We start from the raw sequence: 17,811 nt of genomic DNA on the forward strand, positions 1-17,811 counted from the left end.
CGCCCGCCCCGGGGCGGCCGGGGGCGGGGGGGGGCCGGCCCCGCGGGGCGCGGCCGCGCCCGCCGGCGGCGCGCCCCGCCCCCCCGGCCACTCCCCTGCCGGGGAGGTGGCGCCGTGCCCTGCTCCCCACCGGTCAGGCGGGCAGGGTCCAGCTCTGGTTGGCCGCGCCGGTGCAGGACCAGATCTGCAACCGGGTGCCGTTGGCGGAGCTGGGGCCGGTGGCGTCCAGGCACTTCCCGGACTGCGGGTTCACCAGCGAGCCGGCCGTGCCGGGCTGCCACCGCTGGGCGCCGGAGCCGTTGCAGTCGTAGAGCTGCACCTGGGCGCCGTTCGTGGTGCCGCCCGAGGTGATGTCCATGCACTTGCCGAGCGCCCGCAGGCTGCCGTCCGCGGCCACCGTCCAGTTCTGCGCGCCGGAGCCGTTGCAGTCGTAGAGCTGCACCGCGGTGCCGTTGGCGCTGCTCGCGCCGGCCACGTCCACGCACTTGCCCCCGTAGCCGTGGATCGGTCCGGTGGCGGCCGGCGGCGGGGTCGTGCCCGACTGCCCGCCCAGCCAGCGCAGGCCCTGGATGAGCAGTTGGTTCTGCTGGGCGCTGGCGAAGGTGGAGGACAAGGGGGTGTTGGTGGAGTAGTCCATCGCGTTGTGGCCGAAGTTGGCGTAGATCATCTTGTAGTTGTGGTTGGACCAGACGATCGGGTAGTAGCCGCTGTACCAGGACTGGTTGGGGTCCGTGCCGACCGGGAAGGTGGAGGCGTCCAGCGACGCGAGGATGTCGATCGCCGGGTTCTGCCGCAGGTCGTACTGCCAGCTGTACCACTCGCTGACCGAGGAGGCGATGGTGGCCGGCAGGCCCGCCGTGGCCGGGTGGGCGGGGTCGTCGATCCTGAGCGTCTCGGCGGTCGGCCCCCAGGTGTTGGTCTGGAAGGTGCCCGTGCCCAGGAAGGTGTTGTGGTACCAGGGCCAGTCGCCGCTGTCGGCGTTGAAGGCGGAGACGTGGAAGCCGAAGAAGCCGCCGCCGTTGTTCACGTAGGTCTGGAACGCCGACTGCTGCGCGGCGGTGTGCGGGTAGTTGTCGAGGAACATGACCACCTGGTAGTTGGCCAGGTTGGCGGTGTTCAGCTGGTTCCAGTCGTTGGTCGAGGTGTACGAGAAGCCGTACTGCGCGGCGGCCTGCGGGAACCAGGTGTTGGCCTCGTGGACGAAGCTGATGTGTGCCGCGTCGTACGTGCCGTCGTAGAAGGCGAGCACCTTGAAGGCCGGCGCGGCCTGCGCCGCGTGCGCCGGAACCGTCTGCAGGCCGAGCACTACGGCGAACAGCGCGAACAACCGTGACAGGGTCCGGGACCAACGGCGGGTGGTGCGGGGTCTGAACATGTGAGGCCCTTCCTCGGATACGGGACGGGGACATGCGCCCGTGCACTGCATTCCATAGCCGCATCGCCATGTCCAGGTCAATGGTCCAGACCTACTGGCCCGCGACGGGGAACCGAGGTCCGGGCTGAACGTTTCCGCTTCCGCGCCGGGTGCTCCCGTCGGTCCTCGTGCCGCCAACTGACCCCCATCCGCGGTGGATTCCGTGCAAAACCATGCCCGGCGCGCCACGGTCTCGTTGGCCCCTGTGGTGAAAGGGTCGATGTGCCGAGGCGGGAGTGACGGACGGATGCTTGACCAGAGCCGCAGACAGGCGTGGGCGACGCTCTTGTGTGCGCTGTCCGTGCTGGTGATCGCCGCGCTGCAGATCGTGCCGGCCTTCGAGATGCTGGGATCCGGGGGCACCCTGGCCACGGGCACCGAGGCGGAACGCGCCGAACGGCGGGCCGCCCGGCTCGGTCTGCCCCGCCCGGACGTCGTCTTCGCGGTGTCCGCGGGCCCGGGGTCCGCCGCCGCGTCCACGGCACGCCTCGCCGAGGCGGACCGCAGGGTCGCGTCGCTGCTGGCGCACACCCCGGGCGTCGACGCGGTCGCCTCCTTCGCCGGCTCGGGTGACACGTGGCTGCGCTCCCGCGACGGGCGGACGCTGCTGGTCACGGCCGACCTGGCGGGCGACGAACGCCGGCGGGGACGGACCGCCGAGCGGATCGCGCCGGCGGTACGGGCGGCCGCCGCGCCGGCGACGCTGGAGATCAGCGGCTCGGCGTGGCTCACGGCCCAGATCGACGCACAGTGCGAACGGGACCTGCTGCGGGCCGAGTTGCTGGCCGCGCCGGCCGTGCTGCTGGTGCTGCTCATCGCCTACGGCTCACTGGTGTGCGCGCTGCTGCCGGTCCTGGTCGCGGCCTGCGCGGTGGTGTGCACCATCCCCGTACTGGGCCTGCTGGCCAGGGTCACGGACGTGTCGGTGTTCGCCGTCAACGCCGCCTCCGCCATCGGCTTCGGCCTGGCCGTCGACTACACCCTGTTCCTGCTCTCCCGCTACCAGGAGGAGACGGCGTACGGTGCGACGCCGGTACGGGCCCTGCGCACCGCGTGGCGGACGAGCGGACGCTCCGTCGTCTTCTCCGCCGCCGCGGTCACCGCCTGCCTGGCGGCCACGCTCGTCGTCCCCTCACCGCTGCTGCGGGCCCTGGCCCTGGCCGGGATCGTCGTCACGGTGCTGTCGGCCCTGGCGGCACTGTTCCTGCTGCCCGGCCTGCTGACCCTGCTGGGCCCCCATCTGCATCGCGGTGACCCGCTGCGCGGGCTGCGCCGGTGCCGGCTGGGCGAGCCGAGCAGGTTCTGGCAGTCGGTGACCCGGCGGGTGACCGCCCGGCCGCTGCTCTGCGGGGCCGCCGCCGGCGTGGTGCTGCTCGTCCTCGCCCTGCCGTTCAGCCGGGTGCACCTCGGCGTCATCGACCAGCGGGTCCTGCCCGCGTCCGCTCCGGCCGCCGCCGCCGCGGCCCGTCTGGAGACCGGCTTCGACCATCCGCCCGACCGGCTGCTGTCCGTCGTCGCCGACCTGCCCCCGGCCACCGGGGACGCCCGGCGCGCACGCGAACGCTACGCGAGCAGGCTGCGCGCGCTGCCGGGGGTGGCCGGGGTACGGACGGTACCGACGCCGACGGCCGCCGCGACGCGTTCGGCGCAGGCCGTGTTCGTCGTGGCCGCCCGGTACGCTCCCGGCGGCGAACGGGCCGCCCGGCTCGTGCGCGCGGTGCGGCAGGTGCCCGGTGTCGCCCTGGTCGGTGGCCGCGCCGCCGAGATCACCGACACCGTCGCCGCGGTGTGCGCGGCACTGCCCAGGGTGGGTTGCCTGCTGGCGGCCGCGTTCGTGGTCCTGCTGGTCCTGCTGACCCGGAGCCTGGTCGCCCCGCTCAAGGCCCTGGTGGTCGCCGTGCTCAGCCTCGGCGCGAGTGCGGGCGCGCTCGTGCTGGTCTTCCAACTGGGCCACGGCCGCAGCCTGGTGGCCGGTTTCTCCGTCACGGGTGCGCTGGACGCCTCGCTGCTGCTGTTCACGCTGGCCATCGCGCTCGCCCTGTCGGTCGACTACGAGGTCTTCCAGCTCGGCCGGCTCAGGGAGGAGCACGACCGCACCGGCGACAACACCTTCGCCATCGTCCGGGGCATCGCGCGCACCGGCCGGCTGATGACCTCCGCCGCGGCGGCCGTCGCGGTCTCCACGGTGGCCCTGGTCACGTCGCGGGTCAGCAGCCTGAAGCTGGTCGGCGTCGGTGTGGCGGTCGCCGCCCTCGTCGACGCCCTGCTCGTGCGCGGCGTGCTGGTCCCGGCGGTCATGGCGGCTCTCGGCCCGGCGAACTGGTGGGCTCCGACCCTGCGCCGCGCCCGGCCGTCCGGCGCGAGCGGGCCGCCACCGGACGGCCTGCGGGCCGAGGCGGACCACGCCCTGGCCGTGGCCGAGGGCCAGGGGAAATAGGAAACGGCCAGGTGCGCGGCCCGGACGGGGCGCGCGCCTGGCCGTGCGGCCGTCGCGGACGCGTTCGTCCGCGCGGCGTCAGGGCGTGCCGAGCACCAGGACGGTGTTCTGGCCGCCGAAGCCGAACGAGCTGGAGACGGCGACGCCGACCTCCGCGGGACGGGGCTCACCGGTGACGATGTCGAGTTCCTGGCCCGGCAGTTGGCGACGCAGGTTCGCGGTCGGCGGGATGTGCCGGTGCTGCAACGTCAGTACGGTCAGCGCGGCTTCGACGGCGGCGGAGGCACCGAGCGCGTGGCCGAGGACGCCCTTGGGCGCGGTCACCGGCGGCGGGGTGCCGCCGAAGGTGCGGAGCAGGGCCAGCGCCTCGGCGCGGTCACCGGCCGGTGTGGAGGTGCCGTGGGCGTTGACGTGGTCGACGTCGCGCGGGGTGCAGCCGGCGTCGGCCAGTGCCGCGCGCAGCGCACGCTCCGCGCCCGCCCCTTCCGGGTGCGGTGCCACCGGATGGTGGGCGTCGCTGGTACTGCCGTAGCCGCGCAGCAGGGCCCGGACCCGGGCGCCGCGGGCGCGGGCCGCGTCGGGGCGTTCCAGGACGAGTACGGCCGCGCCCTCGGAGAGCACGAGGCCGTCCCGGTCGGCGTCGAAGGGGCGGCAGGCGGCGGCCGGGTCGTCCAGGCGCCGGGAGAGGGCCGTCATCTGGGCGAAGCAGGTGACCGGCATCCGGGAGACACCGGATTCCGCGCTGCCCGCGAGGACGATGTCGCAGGCACCGGCGAGCAGCAGGTCCCGGGCCACCCCGATGGCCGTGGCGCCGGAGGCACAGGCGCTGGCCACGCTGAAGCTCGGCCCGTGGATCCCCAGGTCCATGGCGACCTCGCCGGGGACCATGTTCGGCACGCTGCGGGGCAGCGCCACCGGGGAGACGGCCGTGGGGCGGCCCTCGCCGAGCAGGGTGAACTCCCGGACGTAGGTCTCCAGACTGTTGCCGCCGACGCCGAGGATGACGCCCACCCGTTCGCGCGGCCAGTGCTCGGGGTCGAGTTCGGCGTCGACGACGGCCTGCCGGGACGCGTGCAGGGCGAGGTGTGCGAAGCGGTCCAGACGCCGGGCGAGCCGGCGGCCGTACACGGTGACCGGGTCGAAGTCGTCGATGCGGCAGGCGATGTCCACCGGCAGACCGGCCAGCCGGGGGTCGGTGCGCGCGAGGCTGCGGCCTTCGCAGACGGCGCGCCAGGTCTCCTCGGCCGTCGCGCCGCCGGGTGTGATCATGCCGATGCCGGTGACGGCGACCTCACGTGTGTGCGGCACGGCCGCCTCCTTCCATGCGCTGGTACAGGGTGCGGAAGCGCTCCGCGGTGGCCTTCGTCCGCTCCAGGTGCCGGCCGATGCGGTCACGGGCCCGTTCGCCCTCGGGTCCGAGGTCCGTCCGGGTCGCGACGCGCAGGGTGCGCAGCAGGGGCCGCAGTACGTGGTCGACGTGGACGTCGAGGTTGTAGATGCCGGCGGCGGCGATGCGCAGGGCGCGGCGCTGGAAGCCGGGGATGACGGTGCCGGGCATCCGGAAGTCGCAGATCACGTCGGCCAGCGCCGCCGTCGCGTGGTCCGGCGCCAGGTCCAGCGCGTCGGCGTACAGGTCACGGTAGAAGATCATGTGCAGGTTCTCGTCCGCGGCGATGCGGGTCATCAGCAGCCGGCCCGGCCGGTCCGCGCAGGCCGCGCCCGCGTTGCGGTGCGCCTCGCGGGTGGCCAGTTCCTGCACCAGGACGTAGGCCAGGGCGTGCAGCGGGGTGGGCTGGTCGCTGCGGAAGCCGGTGGTCATGGTGCGCATGCGCTGCCGTTCCAGGGCGACCGGGTCGATCGCCCTGGTGGCGTGCAGGTAGCAGCGCAGGGCGTGCGCGTGCCGGTCCTCCTCCGCCGTCCAGCGGTGCACCCACTCGCCCCACGCCCGGTCCCGGCCGAACCGGGTGGCGATCTCGAAGTGGTAGCTGGGCAGGTTGTCCTCGGTCAGGAGGTTGACGACGAGGGCGTCCTGCACCGCCGCGTCGATCCGGGACTGGGCGGCCGTCCACGGCTCGCCGTCCAGCGGCCCGTCGTAGTCGGTGGCCGCGCTCCAGGGGACGTACGTGTGGGGCAGCCACTCCGGGGCCGCGGTCAGGTGACGTTTCAGCAGCCGTTCGGCGCTCGGTTCGAGTGCGGCGAGGATGTCGGGGGCAGCAGTCATCTCGGTGGGTCCGGTTCCCGTCGGTCCCGGGCGGGGCCGGGAGGTACGGGCGCCCGCCGCGCGGTGATGTGCAGGCTCCGTAACTGGGGCATGACGTATCCGGCGGTGGGCGGCGGGGAACCCGGGAGCCGCCAGGTGACGGCGTACGGCAGCACGGCCCGGACGAGGGCGACCGCCTCCAGCCGTGCCAGGTGGGCGCCGAGGCAGTACTTGGGGCCGTGGCCGAAGGAGAGAGTGCCGACCGCGGCGGGGTCACGGGTGGCCGCGGCGATGAGGACCAGCAGACGGGTCTGCGCCGCGACGGGGACGCCGGCCAGGACCATGTCGCGGCTCGGGATCCGGCTGACCATGGCGGACGGCGGACGGCGGCGCAGCCAGGTCTCGACCGCGTCGGGGATCAGCTCGGGCCGGGCCAGGAGGGCGGCCGCAAGTGCGCCGTCGTCCTTGAGCAGTTCGCGCATCGCGGTGCCCAGCAGCGCGAACGTCGTGCTGAACCCGGCCTGAAGCAGCAGCCCGCACTCGGCCGGGCTGACCCGCGCCCAGGCGGGCCGGGCACCGCCCGGGTCGGTTCCCCGCCGCAGCGCCCGGACGTAGCTCTCGAACTCCGCGAGGGCGCGGTCCGCGCCCTCGAAGTCCGCCTCGGTGGGGAACAGTTCACCGACCATCTGGTTGCGCAGGGTCAGTTCGGCGAGGTACGCGGCGTCGTCGTCGGGCAGGTCGAGCAGTGCGCACAGCACGCGGGCCGGCAGCGGCAGCACCAGGTGCCGGACGGCGTCCGCGGCACCCTCCCGGGACACCGCGGACGCCAGCCTGCCGACGCAGTCGTCGGCCAACTCCCGGACGGTGGACCGCAGGGCGCCGATCGCGGGCCGGCTCACGAGCGCGGCGGACCGGCTCCGCAGGGCCTGGTGCCCGGGTGGATTGGTGTTGAGCAGACTGGCGGCGTACTGCTCCGCCGACGGATGGCGGCGCCAGCCGGGTGTGTGCAGATCCCGCCAGGCGGGATCCGGCACCCGGAAGTCCGGGGAGCGCAGCGCGTGCCGGCAGACGTCGTAACCGCACAGCACCACGGTGCGCAGGGCCGGTACGGGGAGCACCGGGCCCAGCTCGCGCAGGCGGTCGTAGACCTCGTACGGGTCGGGGGCGCGGCGCAGCCCCAGCAGCAGCCGGGTCGCCCGCGCCTGCACGGACGAATCCGTGCTGATCACTTTCATGAAGCTCTCTCGGGAGGTCAGTCCGCTGCCACGGCCAGGACGCTGTTCTGGCCGCCGGGGGCAGTGGAGACGCACAGTGCCTTCCGCAGCCGTACGCCGCGGGGGCCGCCCGTGACGACGTCCAGGTCCATGCCGGGTTCCTGCTGCTCGTGGTTGGCCGTGGGCGGGACGAGGCGGCGGGCCACGGCCAGTACCGTCAGGGCCGCTTCGGTCGCGCCGGAGGCCGCTCCGGCGTACCCGAGGACGGCTTTGGACGCGGTCACCGCCGGCCGGTGCGGCAGCAGCCGGGTGAGCCAGCGCGCCTCCGCCCGGTCGCCGGCCTCGGTGGCCGATCCGTGCGCGTTGACGTGCTCGATGTCGCGGGCCGCCCATCCGGCGTCGGCGAGCGCGGTGCGCGCCGCCTGTTCGCCGCCTCTGCCCTCGGGGTGCACGGCCGCGATGTGGTGGGCGTCGCCCGCCGCGCCGTATCCGGCGAGCCAGGCGAGCACCCGGGCCCCGCGCGCCCGCGCGTGCGCGGCGGTCTCCAGGACGAGCACACCGGCCCCCTCGGACGCCACGAACCCGTCGCGTGCCACGTCGAAGGGCCGCACGGCCGCGTCCGGCCGGGCGGCCCGCCGCGCCAGCACGCCCATCTGCCCGAGGGCGGCGAGCGTCACCGGGTGCAGCAGGCAGTCGGCTCCCCCGGCCAGCATCACGTCCACGGCCCCGGACCGCAGCAGTTCCATGGCCGTGCCGACGGCGATCAGCCCGGACGCGCAGCCCGCCGAGGTCGCGAAGCCGGGGCCGGCTGCGCCGCGGTCCAGGGCGATCTCGGCCGCGCAGGCGCTCGGCAGGGAGCGGGCGAGCCCCATGGGTGAGATCGTCGCCGCCCGGCCGGCCCGCCGGCGTTCCTGGGCGTCGACGACGTCGGCCACGCCGGTGCCGCCCGCCCCCATCACGACCCCGAACCGGTGCGCCGCGACCCCGCCCGACGCCAGGCCGCTCATGTCCACGGCCTCCCGGGCGGCGACCACACCCAGTTGCGTCGCACGGTCCATCCGCCGCGCCAGCCGCCGCCCCAGCAGGGCGTCACCGTCGAATCCCCCGACCCGGCACACCATGTCCACGGGCTCGTCCGCCAGTTCGGGTGCGCGCTGCGCCCGTCCCACCGCGGCGCAGACGGCACCCCAGGTCGGCTCGGCACCGACGCCGCCCGCGCTCACCAGACCCACGCCCGTGACGGCCACCCGGTCTCGGCTCCGCCTCACCACGTCGGCGCGGCGGAGCCGGCCACCTGCAGACCGTCCGAGGCGCGCAGGGCTGCCTCGAACCGGTCGGCGATCTCGCCCAGCGTCAGGTCCAGGGACAGGTCCACGTCCTCCAGGCGCACCCCGGTCAGGTCGGTCACGATGACCGCCAACTCGGCCATGCTCAACGAGTCCAGCTCCAGCTCACGGCTTGTCGACCGCGGGGTGATCCGGTCCTTCTCGATACCGAATTCCTCCGCCAGCAGCTTCGCGAGCGTGTCGTACATTCAGGGTTCCTTCTTCGCAGTGTCGACCGTGGCCACGACGTGCACCGGCAACGGCCGCCCGGACGGCCGTCAGAGATCCGCATGCAAAGGGGGGCGAGGCGGCAGCGGCCGCCTCAGTGAGTCGAGTCCGAGATTATGTCCCTGCATGACGTCACGACGTTGATCAAGGCCCGCCGGACCTTTAGTTGACCCTTACGAGGGACATCCGTCCACGGTCGAGATGATCTTGCTGTGGCGGCCGCGGCATCCTCCCGTCGTCCGGTGCCGCCACGAAGGTGTGCCGGGGCGAACTCCCGGGCCGCGAGCAGGAACACGGAGCCTGCCGCGCACGCCCGCCCCGAGGGCTCCGCGCCCCGCGGCGGTGACCCGGCGTGGCGGCGTGGCACACGCGCGTGAGCTTGGGGCCGCGGCCGGGGAGGCGGTCGTCAGAAGGGTGCCAAGAAGTGGGGTGCGGGGTGGTGGGAAGCCGGGGCGCGGAGGTGGACTGGGGAGGGTTTCCGAGGAGTTCCGTCGGCCGGAGGCACCGGCCGACGTGCGCAGAACGGTGGATGTGATGTCCGAATCCCGCCCGCCCTCAGCCGCTCGCGTGGTGGTAGGTGTGAGCGGCTCTCCGGGGAGTCTGGCCGCCCTGGGCCGGGGTGCCGACGAAGCGCGCCGCCGGCGAGCCGAACTCTGGCCGGTGCTGGCCTGGGAGCCGCCCGGCGCGGAGCTGACGGACCGCAGGTCACCGGCGTCCGCGCTGCTCGGCGAGGACTGGGAACGGCTGGCCCGGGAGCGGCTCGTACGCGCGCTGCGCGAGGTCTTCGGCGGCACGGACCCAGGGCTGCCCGGACAGGCGCTCGTCGTCCGGGGCGCCCCCGGACCGGTGCTGGTGTCCGTCGCCGACCGGGACGGCGACCTGCTCGTGGTGGGCGCCGGACAGCGCGGGCGGCTGCACCGCGCGCTGTGGCCCTCGGTCAGCCGCCAGTGCGTCGCGCGTGCCTGCTGTCCGGTCCTCGCGGTGCCGCCGTCCCCGCTGGAGGCGGCGCTGGCGGCGGTGCACCGCCGTAACGCGTGGCGGCTGCGGCTGGACACCGGTGATCTGGCGCGGGAGTTCGAGTCCGTCCCGCCGGACGCCTGAGGCGCCGGCGGGCCGGCCGTCAGGAGGTGGCTGCCGCCGGCAGGTCCGGCCGCGCGGGACGGCGGCGCGGTGCCATGCGTACGGCCAGCACCATGGTGAGGCCGCCGCCGGGCGTGTCCTCGGCGTGCAGGGTGCCGCCGATGGCCTCGGCGAAGCCGCGGGCCACCGCGAGGCCGAGGCCGACGCCGACACCGCGGGGCGCGTCGCCGTAGCGCTGGAAGGGCTCGAAGATACGGTCCTTGGCCTCGTCCGGCACGCCCGGCCCGCGGTCCACGACCCGTACCTCGACCCGGTCGGCGAGGGCGCTCGCGGACACCAGGACCTTCACGTCGGGCGGGCTGTGCTTGACGGCGTTCTCGACGATGTTGGCGACGGCCCGCTCCATCAGCCCCCGGTCGACGTGGACCATCGACAGCGTCTCGGGGATGTCCAGGTGCACGCTGTCCTCGGGCACCCCGCCGAGCGCCATGGGCACGACCTCGTCGAGATCGGTCTCCCGGATGATGGGCGTCACGGTGCCGGTGTGCAGCCGGGACATGTCCAGCAGGTTCCCCACCAGGTGGTCGAGCCGGTCCGCGCCCTCCTCGATGGCCTCCAGCAGCTCGGCCCGGTCCTGTTCGGACCACTCCACGTCGTCGGACCTGAGCGAGGACACGGCGGCCTTGATCCCGGCGAGCGGAGTGCGCAGGTCGTGGCTGACGGCGGCGAGCAGCGCGGTCCTCATCCGGTTGCCCTCGGCCAGCGCCTTCGCCCGGTCGGCCTCGTGCTTCAGGCGTCGGCGGTCCAGCACGACGGCGGCCTGCGCGGCGAACGCGGCGAGCACCCGGCGGTCGGCGGCGGGCAGCACCCGGCCGCGCAGGGCCAGCGCCATGTGGTCGCCGACCGGTACGTCGACGTCGGCGTCCTCCGGGTTCGGTGCCGGTCCGGGTCCGACGCTGCCGGCGCAGGTCCAGGGCGCCGTCTCGCCGGTCCGCTCCAGCAGGGCCACCGACTCCATGCCGAAGGTCTCCCGGACCCGTACCAGCAGGGCCTCCAGGGTGTTCTCGCCGCGCAGTACGTTGCCGGCGAGGAAGGACAGGATCTCGGACTCGGCGCGCAGCCGGGCCGCCTGGTGGGTGCGCCGGGCCGCGAGGTCCACCACCGACGCCACGGACGCGGCGACCGACACGAAGATCGCGATGGCGACGATGTTCGCGGGGTCGGAGATGGTCAGGGTGTGCACGGGCGGGGTGAAGAACCAGTTGAGCAGCAGGGAGCCGGCCACCGCCGAGGCGAGGGCCGGGAGGAGCCCGCCGAGCAGGGCCGCCGCCACCGTCAGCGACAGGAACAGCAGCATGTCGTTGGCGAGGCCGATCTGCGGGGCCGCGCCCGCCAGGAGCCAGGTCAGCAGGACCGGGCCGAGCACGCCGACGAGCCAGCCCCAGATGACCCGGGACCGGCCAAGGAGCGCGCCGCGCGCCACGGGCAGCCCGCGGCCCTTGCCCACGTCGTCGTGGGTGACGAGGTGGACGTCGAGGTCGGACCCCGACTCCTGGGCGACCGTGGCGCCGACGCCCGGTCGCAAGAGGTACTGCCAGCTCCGGCGGCGGGAGACCCCGAGCACTATCTGGGTGGCGTTCACGCCTCGGGCGAAGTCCAGCAGGGCGGCCGGGACGTCGTCGCCGACGACCTGGTGCCAGGTGCCGCCGAGGTCTTCGACGAGGGTGCGCTGGACGCCCAGTTCCTTCGGGGAGGCGGTGGTGGTGAGGCCGTCGCTGCGGGCGACGCAGACGGCGAGCACCTCGCCGCCCGCGCCCTTCTCGGCCAGGCGGGCCGCGCGGCGCAGCAGGGTGCGTCCCTCGGGTCCGCCGGACAGGCCGACCACGATCCGCTCCCGCGAGCCCCAGATCTTCGAGACCCGGTGCTCACTGCGGTACTGCTGGAGGTATTCGTCGACCCGGTCGGCCACCCACAGCAGCGCCAGCTCCCGCAGCGCCGTCAGGTTGCCCGGCCGGAAGTAGTTCGACAGGGCCGCGTCCACCTTGTCGGGCTGGTAGATGTTGCCGTGCGCCATGCGGCGGCGCAGCGCCTGCGGCGACATGTCGACCAGCTCTATCTGGTCGGCGCGGCGGACCACCTCGTCCGGCACGGTCTCGCGCTGCCGCACGCCGGTGATCGACTCGACCACGTCACCCAGCGACTCCAGGTGCTGGATGTTGACCGTCGAGATCACATCGATCCCGGCGGCGAGCATTTCCTCCACGTCCTGCCAGCGCTTGGCGTTGCGGCAGCCGGGGACGTTGGTGTGCGGCAGTTCGTCCACGAGCGCCACCCTGGGGCGGCGCGCGAGGACCGCGTCCACGTCCATCTCGGTGAACGTGCTGTCCCGGTAACGGATCTCGTGGCGCGGCACCTGTTCCAGGCCGTGCAGCATCACCTTGGTGCGCGGCCGTTCGTGGTGTTCCACGACGGCGACCACGCAGTCGGTGCCCCGTTCGGTGCGGCGGTGCGCCTCCGACAGCATCGCGTAGGTCTTGCCGACGCCGGGGGCCGCACCGAGGTAGATGCGGAGCTTGCCGCGTGCCATGTCACCCCTCGAAGCGATAGCCCATGCCGGGCTCGGTGATCAGATAGCGCGGGTGGGAGGGATCCCGTTCCAGTTTGCGGCGCAACTGCGCCATGTAGACCCGCAGATAATTGGTCTTGTTGCGTTGCGACACGCCCCAGACCTCCTGGAGGAGGTACTTCTGGGTGATCAGCCGGCCGGGGTTGGTCACCAGGATCTCCAGCAGGTGCCACTCGGTCGGCGTCAGCCGTACGTCCCTACCGTCCCGTACGGCCTTCTTGGCGATCAGGTCGATGCTGAAGTGCTCGGTCTCCACCAGGCGTTCGGGGGCCGGCGGTACGTCCTCGGTGCGGCGGACGGCGGCCCGCAGCCGGGCGAGCAGCTCGTCCATGCTGAACGGCTTGGTGACGTAGTCGTCGGCACCCGCGTCGAGCGCGGACACCTTCTCGTCGGACGCCTGGCGGGCGGAGAGGACCAGGATCGGCACACGGGTCCAGCCGCGCAGCGCCCTGATGACGTCCACGCCGTCCATGTCGGGCAGACCGAGGTCGAGCAGGACCACGTCGGGCTGGCGCGCGGCGGCGAACCGCAGGGCCGTGGCCCCGTCGGGCGCGGCGTCCACGCCGTACCGGCGTGCCTCCAGGTTGATGACGAGGGCCCGTACGAGCTGCGGGTCGTCCTCCACCACGAGCACCCGGGTCATGAGCGCCTGCCTCTCCTGTGCTGCCTGGGGCCGTGCGCGCCGGTCGCGTGGCGGCCTGCGCAGGGGGGCTGGAGCCGGCGGAACCGGGAGGTCTCCCGGGCCGCCGGCTCCCGCGTGCGTCGCGTAAGGCCGTCACTTGCCGGCCACGAGGTCCTTGAGCGCGATGTTGAGTTCGAGGACGTTCACGCGGGGATCGCCCATGAAGCCGAGGGTGCGGCCGGTGGTGTGGTCCTTGACCAGCTGGTCCACCTGGGCGACGGAGAGGTGGTTGAGTTCGGCGACGCGGTGCGCCTGGAGTTCGGCGTAGGCCGGGGAGATGTTCGGGTCGAGGCCCGAGCCGGACGAGGTGACCGCGTCGGCGGGGACGTCGGACGGCTCGACGGTGTAGCCCGGGACCGAGTTGTCCTTGACCACGGCCTCCTTGGCGGCGACCACCTGGGCGCAGAGCGTGCCGTCCGCCGGCTTGGCGGGGCACGTGCCGTGCACGGCGCCGCTGTCCGCGGCGAGGTTGGTGGCGCCCGACAGCAGCAGCTTGTACTGCGTGTTGATGCTGTTGCTGCCGAGCCCGTTCGCCGGGCGGCCCTGGAACCACTTCAGGTCCGCGTCGGGGGTCTCCTGACCCTTCTTCAGCGGCAGGTTGTACGACTGTCCGATCAGGGCGGAGCCGACGACCTTGCCGTCCACCTTGATCTCGGAGCCGTTCGCCTTGTTGTTGAACAGTCCCTGGGCGATGCCGGTGACGACCAGCGGGTAGATGACGCCGGTCACCAGGGTCAGCACGAGGAGGGCGCGCAGGCCCGCACCGAGCAGCCGGACGGTGTTCGAGACGGAGTTGTTCATGGCGATCAGCCGATTCCGGGGATGAGGGAGATGAGCAGGTCGATGATCTTGATGCCGATGAAGGGCGCGATCAGGCCGCCGATGCCGTAGATCCCGAGGTTGCGGCGGAGCAGCTTGTCGGCGCTGACCGGCCGGTACTGCACCCCGCGCAGGGACAGCGGCACCAGCGCGATGATGATCAGCGCGTTGAAGATCACCGCGGACAGGATCGCGGAGTCCGGCGAGGACAGCCGCATGATGTTCAGCTTGTCCAGGCCCGGGTAGACCGCCGCGAACAGCGCCGGGATGATCGCGAAGTACTTCGCGACGTCGTTGGCGATGGAGAACGTCGTCAGCGCACCCCTGGTGATCAGGAGCTGCTTGCCGATCTCCACGATCTCGATGAGCTTGGTCGGGTTGGAGTCGAGGTCGACCATGTTGCCGGCCTCCTTGGCGGCCGACGTCCCCGTGTTCATCGCCACACCGACGTCCGCCTGCGCGAGGGCCGGCGCGTCATTGGTGCCGTCACCCGTCATCGCGACCAGCTTGCCGCCCGCCTGCTCCCGCTTGATCAACGCCATCTTGTCCTCGGGCGTCGCCTCCGCCAGGAAGTCGTCGACACCCGCCTCCTCGGCGATCGCCCTGGCGGTCAGCGGATTGTCACCCGTGATCATGACGGTCTTGATGCCCATGCGGCGCAGTTCCCCGAACCGCTCCCGCATACCGTCCTTGACGACGTCCTTGAGGTGGATGACGCCCAGGACCCGGGCGCCGTGCTCGTCCTTCACGGCGACCAGCAGCGGAGTGCCGCCGGCCGCGGAGATGCGGCTCGCCGTGCTGTCCGCGTCCTCGGCGACCGTGCCGCCCTCGTCACGGACCCAGGCGATCACCGAGGCCGACGCGCCCTTGCGGACCTTGCGGCCGTCGACGTCGACACCCGACATGCGGGTCTGCGCGGTGAAGGCGATCCACTCGGCGTTCACCAGCTCACCCTGATGCCGCTCCCGCAGCCCGTACCGCTCCTTCGCCAGCACCACGACGGACCGGCCCTCCGGCGTCTCGTCGGCCAGCGACGACAACTGCGCCGCGTCCGCGACCTCCGCCTCCGTCGTCCCCCGCACCGGCAAGAACTCCGCCGCCTGCCGGTTGCCCAGCGTGATCGTCCCCGTCTTGTCCAGCAGCAGCGTCGAGACATCCCCCGCCGCCTCCACCGCACGCCCCGACATCGCCAGCACATTGCGCTGCACCAGCCGGTCCATCCCCGCGATACCGATCGCCGACAGCAGCGCACCGATCGTCGTCGGGATCAGACACACCAAAAGCGCCACCAGCACGACCATCGTCAGATGCGTACCCGCGAAGTCCGCGAACGGCGGCAGCGTCGCACACGCCAGCAGGAACACGATCGTCAACGACGCCAGCAGGATGTTCAGCGCGATCTCGTTCGGAGTCTTCTGCCGCGCCGCACCCTCCACCAGCCCGATCATCCGGTCGATGAACGTCTCACCCGGCCTCGTCGTGATCTTCACGACGATCCGGTCGGACAGCACCTTCGTCCCACCCGTCACCGCCGAACGGTCACCACCCGACTCCCGGATCACCGGCGCCGACTCACCCGTGATCGCCGACTCGTCGACACTCGCCACGCCCTCGACGACATCACCGTCACCCGGAATCACCTCACCCGCCTCACAGACCACCAGATCACCGATCCGCAGCTCGGTACCCGGCACCTGCTCCTCCGCACCACCCACGACACGGCGGGCCACCGTGTCCGTCTTGGCCTTGCGCAGCGTGTCCGCCTGCGCCTTGCCACGACCCTCCGCCACCGCCTCCGCCAGGTTCGCGAAAACCACCGTCAACCACAGCCAGGCACTGATCGCCCAGCCGAACCAGTCACCCGGATCCTTGAAGGAGAAGACCGTGGTCAGCAGGGAGCCGACCCACACCACGAACATCACGGGCGACTTGATCATCACCCGCGGGTCGAGCTTGCGGAACGCCTCCGGCAGCGACTTGAGCAGTTGTTTGGGGTCGAACAGACCCGCTCCGACACGGCCCTCGGCGGACTTGTGCCCGGTGGGTACGTCGCTGTGCGGCGCCCTGGTGGGAGTGGCTGTGGACATGGAGTCCTCTGACTTCTGTGTACGAGTGGCCATCACGACGCCAGCCCTTCGGCGAGCGGACCCAGCGCGAGGGCCGGGAAGTAGGTGAGGCCGGTGATGATCAGGATTGCGCCGACCAGCAGGCCGGTGAACAGCGGCTTCTCGGTGCGCAGGGTGCCGGCGGTGACCGGCACGGGCTTCTGCTCGGCGAGCGAGCCGGCCAGGGCGAGGACGAAGATCATGGGCAGGAAGCGGCCCAGCAGCATCGCGACGCCCGTCATGGTGTTGTACCAGTCGGTGTTCGCGTTCAGACCGGCGAAGGCCGAGCCGTTGTTGTTCGCCGCCGACGTGAAGGCGTACAGCACCTCGGAGAACCCGTGCGCACCGGAGTTGAGCATCGAGTGCGGCGGGGTCGGCAGCGCCATGGAGATCGAGGTGAGGACCAGGACCAGCGCCGGGGTGATCAGGATGTAGCAGGCGGCGAGCTTGATCTCCCGCGAGCCGATCTTCTTGCCCAGGTACTCGGGTGTCCGGCCGACCATGAGACCGGCGATGAAGACCGCGATGATCGCCATGATCAGGATGCCGTAGAGGCCGGAACCGGTACCGCCGGGCGCGATCTCGCCGAGCATCATGCTCAGCATCGTGATGCCGCCGCCCAGTCCGGTGAACGAGGAGTGGAAGGAGTCCACCGCGCCGGTCGAGGTGAGCGTCGTGGACACCGCGAAGATCGACGAGCCGCCGATGCCGAAGCGGACCTCCTTGCCCTCCATCGCCCCGCCCGCGGCCTGGAGCGCCGGGCCGTGGTGGGCGAACTCGGTCCACATCATCAGGGCCACGAAGCCCAGCCAGATGGTGAACATCGTGGCGAGGATGGCGTAACCCTGCTTCACCGAGCCGACCAGCACACCGAACGTGCGGGTGAGGCAGAACGGGATGATGAGGATCAGGAAGATCTCGAAGAGGTTCGAGAACGGGCTGGGGTTCTCGAACGGGTGGGCCGAGTTGGCGTTGAAGTAGCCACCGCCGTTCGTGCCCAGTTCCTTGATTGCCTCCTGGGAGGCGACCGCGCCGCCGTTCCACTGCTGCGACCCGCCCATGAACTGTCCGACCTCGTGGATGCCGGAGAAGTTCTGGATCGCCCCGCAGGCGACGAGGATCACCGCGGCGACGGCGGCCATCGGCACCAGGATCCGCAGCGTGCCGCGCACCAGGTCGGTCCAGAAGTTGCCGAGTTCACCCGTGCGCGAGCGCACGAAGCCGCGCACCAGCGCGACCGCGACGGCCATGCCGACCGCGGCGGAGAGGAAGTTCTGCACGGCGAGACCGGCGGTCTGCACGACGTGACCCATGGTCTGTTCGCCGTAGTACGACTGCCAGTTCGTGTTGGTCACGAACGACACGGCCGTGTCGAACGACTGCGCCGGGTTGACCGAGGAGAAGCCGAGCGAACCGGGCAGGATGCCCTGGAGCCGTTGCAGCAGATAGAGGAAGAAGACGCTGATCGCCGAGAAGGCGAGGACACCGCGCAGATACGCGGGCCAGGTCATCTCGGTGTTCGGGTTCGCGCCTATGCCCTTGTAGATCCACTTCTCCACGCGCAGATGCCGGTCGGAGGAGTAGACCCGGGCCATGTAGTTGCCGACGGGGATGTAGACGAGCGCCAGCGCGCCGATGAGGGCGAGCAACTGGAGCACGCCCGCGAGTACCGGACCCATGT

13 protein-coding genes are annotated in these 17,811 nt (G+C 72.4%); 2 read left to right on the forward strand and 11 right to left on the reverse strand.

All coding sequences use genetic code 11. The annotated features are described in order from the left end of the window. Window positions 1-133 precede the first annotated feature (133 nt). The gene (locus ACFC09_RS35615) at window positions 134-1,375 is read right to left on the reverse strand and encodes a ThuA domain-containing protein (RefSeq protein WP_376535324.1); all 1,242 of its coding nucleotides are present in this window, start codon (window positions 1,373-1,375) and stop codon (window positions 134-136) included. 286 nt (window positions 1,376-1,661) lie between these two features. Between ACFC09_RS35615 and ACFC09_RS35620 the strand changes: the two genes are divergently transcribed. Then, the gene (locus ACFC09_RS35620; RefSeq protein ID WP_376535326.1) at window positions 1,662-3,851 is read left to right on the forward strand and encodes an MMPL family transporter; all 2,190 of its coding nucleotides are present in this window, start codon (window positions 1,662-1,664) and stop codon (window positions 3,849-3,851) included. A gap of 78 nt (window positions 3,852-3,929) precedes the next feature. Here the strand turns inward: ACFC09_RS35620 and ACFC09_RS35625 are convergent, their stop codons facing one another. Genes ACFC09_RS35625 through ACFC09_RS35645 form a run of 5 tightly spaced genes read right to left on the reverse strand, consistent with a single transcriptional unit; the run spans window position 3,930 to window position 8,799 of the window. Beyond that, the gene (locus ACFC09_RS35625; RefSeq protein ID WP_376535419.1) at window positions 3,930-5,120 is read right to left on the reverse strand and encodes a beta-ketoacyl-[acyl-carrier-protein] synthase family protein; all 1,191 of its coding nucleotides are present in this window, start codon (window positions 5,118-5,120) and stop codon (window positions 3,930-3,932) included. A gap of 22 nt (window positions 5,121-5,142) precedes the next feature. After that, entirely contained in the window at window positions 5,143-6,072 is a 930-nt protein-coding gene (locus ACFC09_RS35630) for an acyl-ACP desaturase (RefSeq protein ID WP_376535328.1), read from the reverse strand. After that, entirely contained in the window at window positions 6,069-7,280 is a 1,212-nt protein-coding gene (locus ACFC09_RS35635; protein ID WP_376535330.1) for a hypothetical protein, read from the reverse strand. Before ACFC09_RS35635 ends, ACFC09_RS35630 begins: the two co-directional genes overlap by 4 nt. 23 nt (window positions 7,281-7,303) lie before the next feature. Next, window positions 7,304-8,512, reverse strand: coding sequence for a beta-ketoacyl-[acyl-carrier-protein] synthase family protein (locus ACFC09_RS35640; protein ID WP_376535332.1), 1,209 nt, complete (start codon window positions 8,510-8,512; stop codon window positions 7,304-7,306). Window positions 8,513-8,529: 17 nt separating this feature from the next. Beyond that, window positions 8,530-8,799, reverse strand: a complete 270-nt coding sequence (locus ACFC09_RS35645; protein WP_376535334.1) for an acyl carrier protein — start codon at window positions 8,797-8,799, stop codon at window positions 8,530-8,532. A 553-nt stretch (window positions 8,800-9,352) separates the two neighbouring features. Here ACFC09_RS35645 and ACFC09_RS35650 point away from each other — a divergent pair. Further along, window positions 9,353-9,919 (forward strand): universal stress protein, encoded by a 567-nt coding sequence (locus ACFC09_RS35650; RefSeq protein WP_376535336.1) that lies wholly within the window; start codon window positions 9,353-9,355, stop codon window positions 9,917-9,919. A 19-nt stretch (window positions 9,920-9,938) separates the two neighbouring features. On the opposite strand, the gene ACFC09_RS35655 is transcribed toward ACFC09_RS35650, so the two are convergent. The 5 genes from ACFC09_RS35655 to kdpA all read right to left on the reverse strand — a co-directional run bounded on the left by ACFC09_RS35655 (window position 9,939) and on the right by kdpA (window position 17,809). After that, complete coding sequence (locus ACFC09_RS35655; RefSeq protein WP_376535338.1) at window positions 9,939-12,485, reverse strand: DUF4118 domain-containing protein; 2,547 nt, start codon at window positions 12,483-12,485, stop codon at window positions 9,939-9,941. Window position 12,486: 1 nt separating this feature from the next. Then, window positions 12,487-13,167: a response regulator gene (locus ACFC09_RS35660; RefSeq protein WP_376535340.1), complete on the reverse strand. Its 681-nt coding sequence runs from the start codon at window positions 13,165-13,167 to the stop codon at window positions 12,487-12,489. A gap of 132 nt (window positions 13,168-13,299) precedes the next feature. Then, on the reverse strand, window positions 13,300-14,007 hold the full coding sequence (locus ACFC09_RS35665) for a potassium-transporting ATPase subunit C (protein ID WP_376535342.1): 708 nt from the start codon (window positions 14,005-14,007) through the stop codon (window positions 13,300-13,302). A gap of 5 nt (window positions 14,008-14,012) precedes the next feature. Continuing rightward, the gene (gene kdpB / locus ACFC09_RS35670) at window positions 14,013-16,112 is read right to left on the reverse strand and encodes a potassium-transporting ATPase subunit KdpB (RefSeq protein WP_376535344.1); all 2,100 of its coding nucleotides are present in this window, start codon (window positions 16,110-16,112) and stop codon (window positions 14,013-14,015) included. Window positions 16,113-16,144: 32 nt separating this feature from the next. Continuing rightward, on the reverse strand, window positions 16,145-17,809 hold the full coding sequence (gene kdpA, locus ACFC09_RS35675) for a potassium-transporting ATPase subunit KdpA (RefSeq protein WP_376535346.1): 1,665 nt from the start codon (window positions 17,807-17,809) through the stop codon (window positions 16,145-16,147). Window positions 17,810-17,811: the final 2 nt, after the last annotated feature.

The sequence above is a fragment of the Streptomyces sp. NPDC056161 genome (assembly GCF_042268025.1).
Lineage (GTDB): Bacteria > Actinomycetota > Actinomycetes > Streptomycetales > Streptomycetaceae > Streptomyces.

Excerpts from the sequence above, each read along its gene's own strand:
- ACFC09_RS35620 (WP_376535326.1), top strand. The coding sequence starts at position 1,662 with ATGCTTGACCAGAGCCGCAGACAGGCGTGGGCGACGCTCTTGTGTGCG.
- ACFC09_RS35665 (WP_376535342.1), bottom strand. The coding sequence starts at position 14,007 with ATGAACAACTCCGTCTCGAACACCGTCCGGCTGCTCGGTGCGGGCCTG.
- ACFC09_RS35615 (WP_376535324.1), bottom strand. The coding sequence starts at position 1,375 with ATGTTCAGACCCCGCACCACCCGCCGTTGGTCCCGGACCCTGTCACGG.
- ACFC09_RS35645 (WP_376535334.1), bottom strand. The coding sequence starts at position 8,799 with ATGTACGACACGCTCGCGAAGCTGCTGGCGGAGGAATTCGGTATCGAG.
- ACFC09_RS35655 (WP_376535338.1), bottom strand. The coding sequence starts at position 12,485 with ATGGCACGCGGCAAGCTCCGCATCTACCTCGGTGCGGCCCCCGGCGTC.
- ACFC09_RS35650 (WP_376535336.1), top strand. The coding sequence starts at position 9,353 with ATGTCCGAATCCCGCCCGCCCTCAGCCGCTCGCGTGGTGGTAGGTGTG.
- ACFC09_RS35625 (WP_376535419.1), bottom strand. The coding sequence starts at position 5,120 with ATGATCACACCCGGCGGCGCGACGGCCGAGGAGACCTGGCGCGCCGTC.
- ACFC09_RS35630 (WP_376535328.1), bottom strand. The coding sequence starts at position 6,072 with ATGACTGCTGCCCCCGACATCCTCGCCGCACTCGAACCGAGCGCCGAA.
- ACFC09_RS35660 (WP_376535340.1), bottom strand. The coding sequence starts at position 13,167 with ATGACCCGGGTGCTCGTGGTGGAGGACGACCCGCAGCTCGTACGGGCC.
- kdpA (WP_376535346.1), bottom strand. The coding sequence starts at position 17,809 with ATGGGTCCGGTACTCGCGGGCGTGCTCCAGTTGCTCGCCCTCATCGGC.
- kdpB (WP_376535344.1), bottom strand. The coding sequence starts at position 16,112 with ATGTCCACAGCCACTCCCACCAGGGCGCCGCACAGCGACGTACCCACC.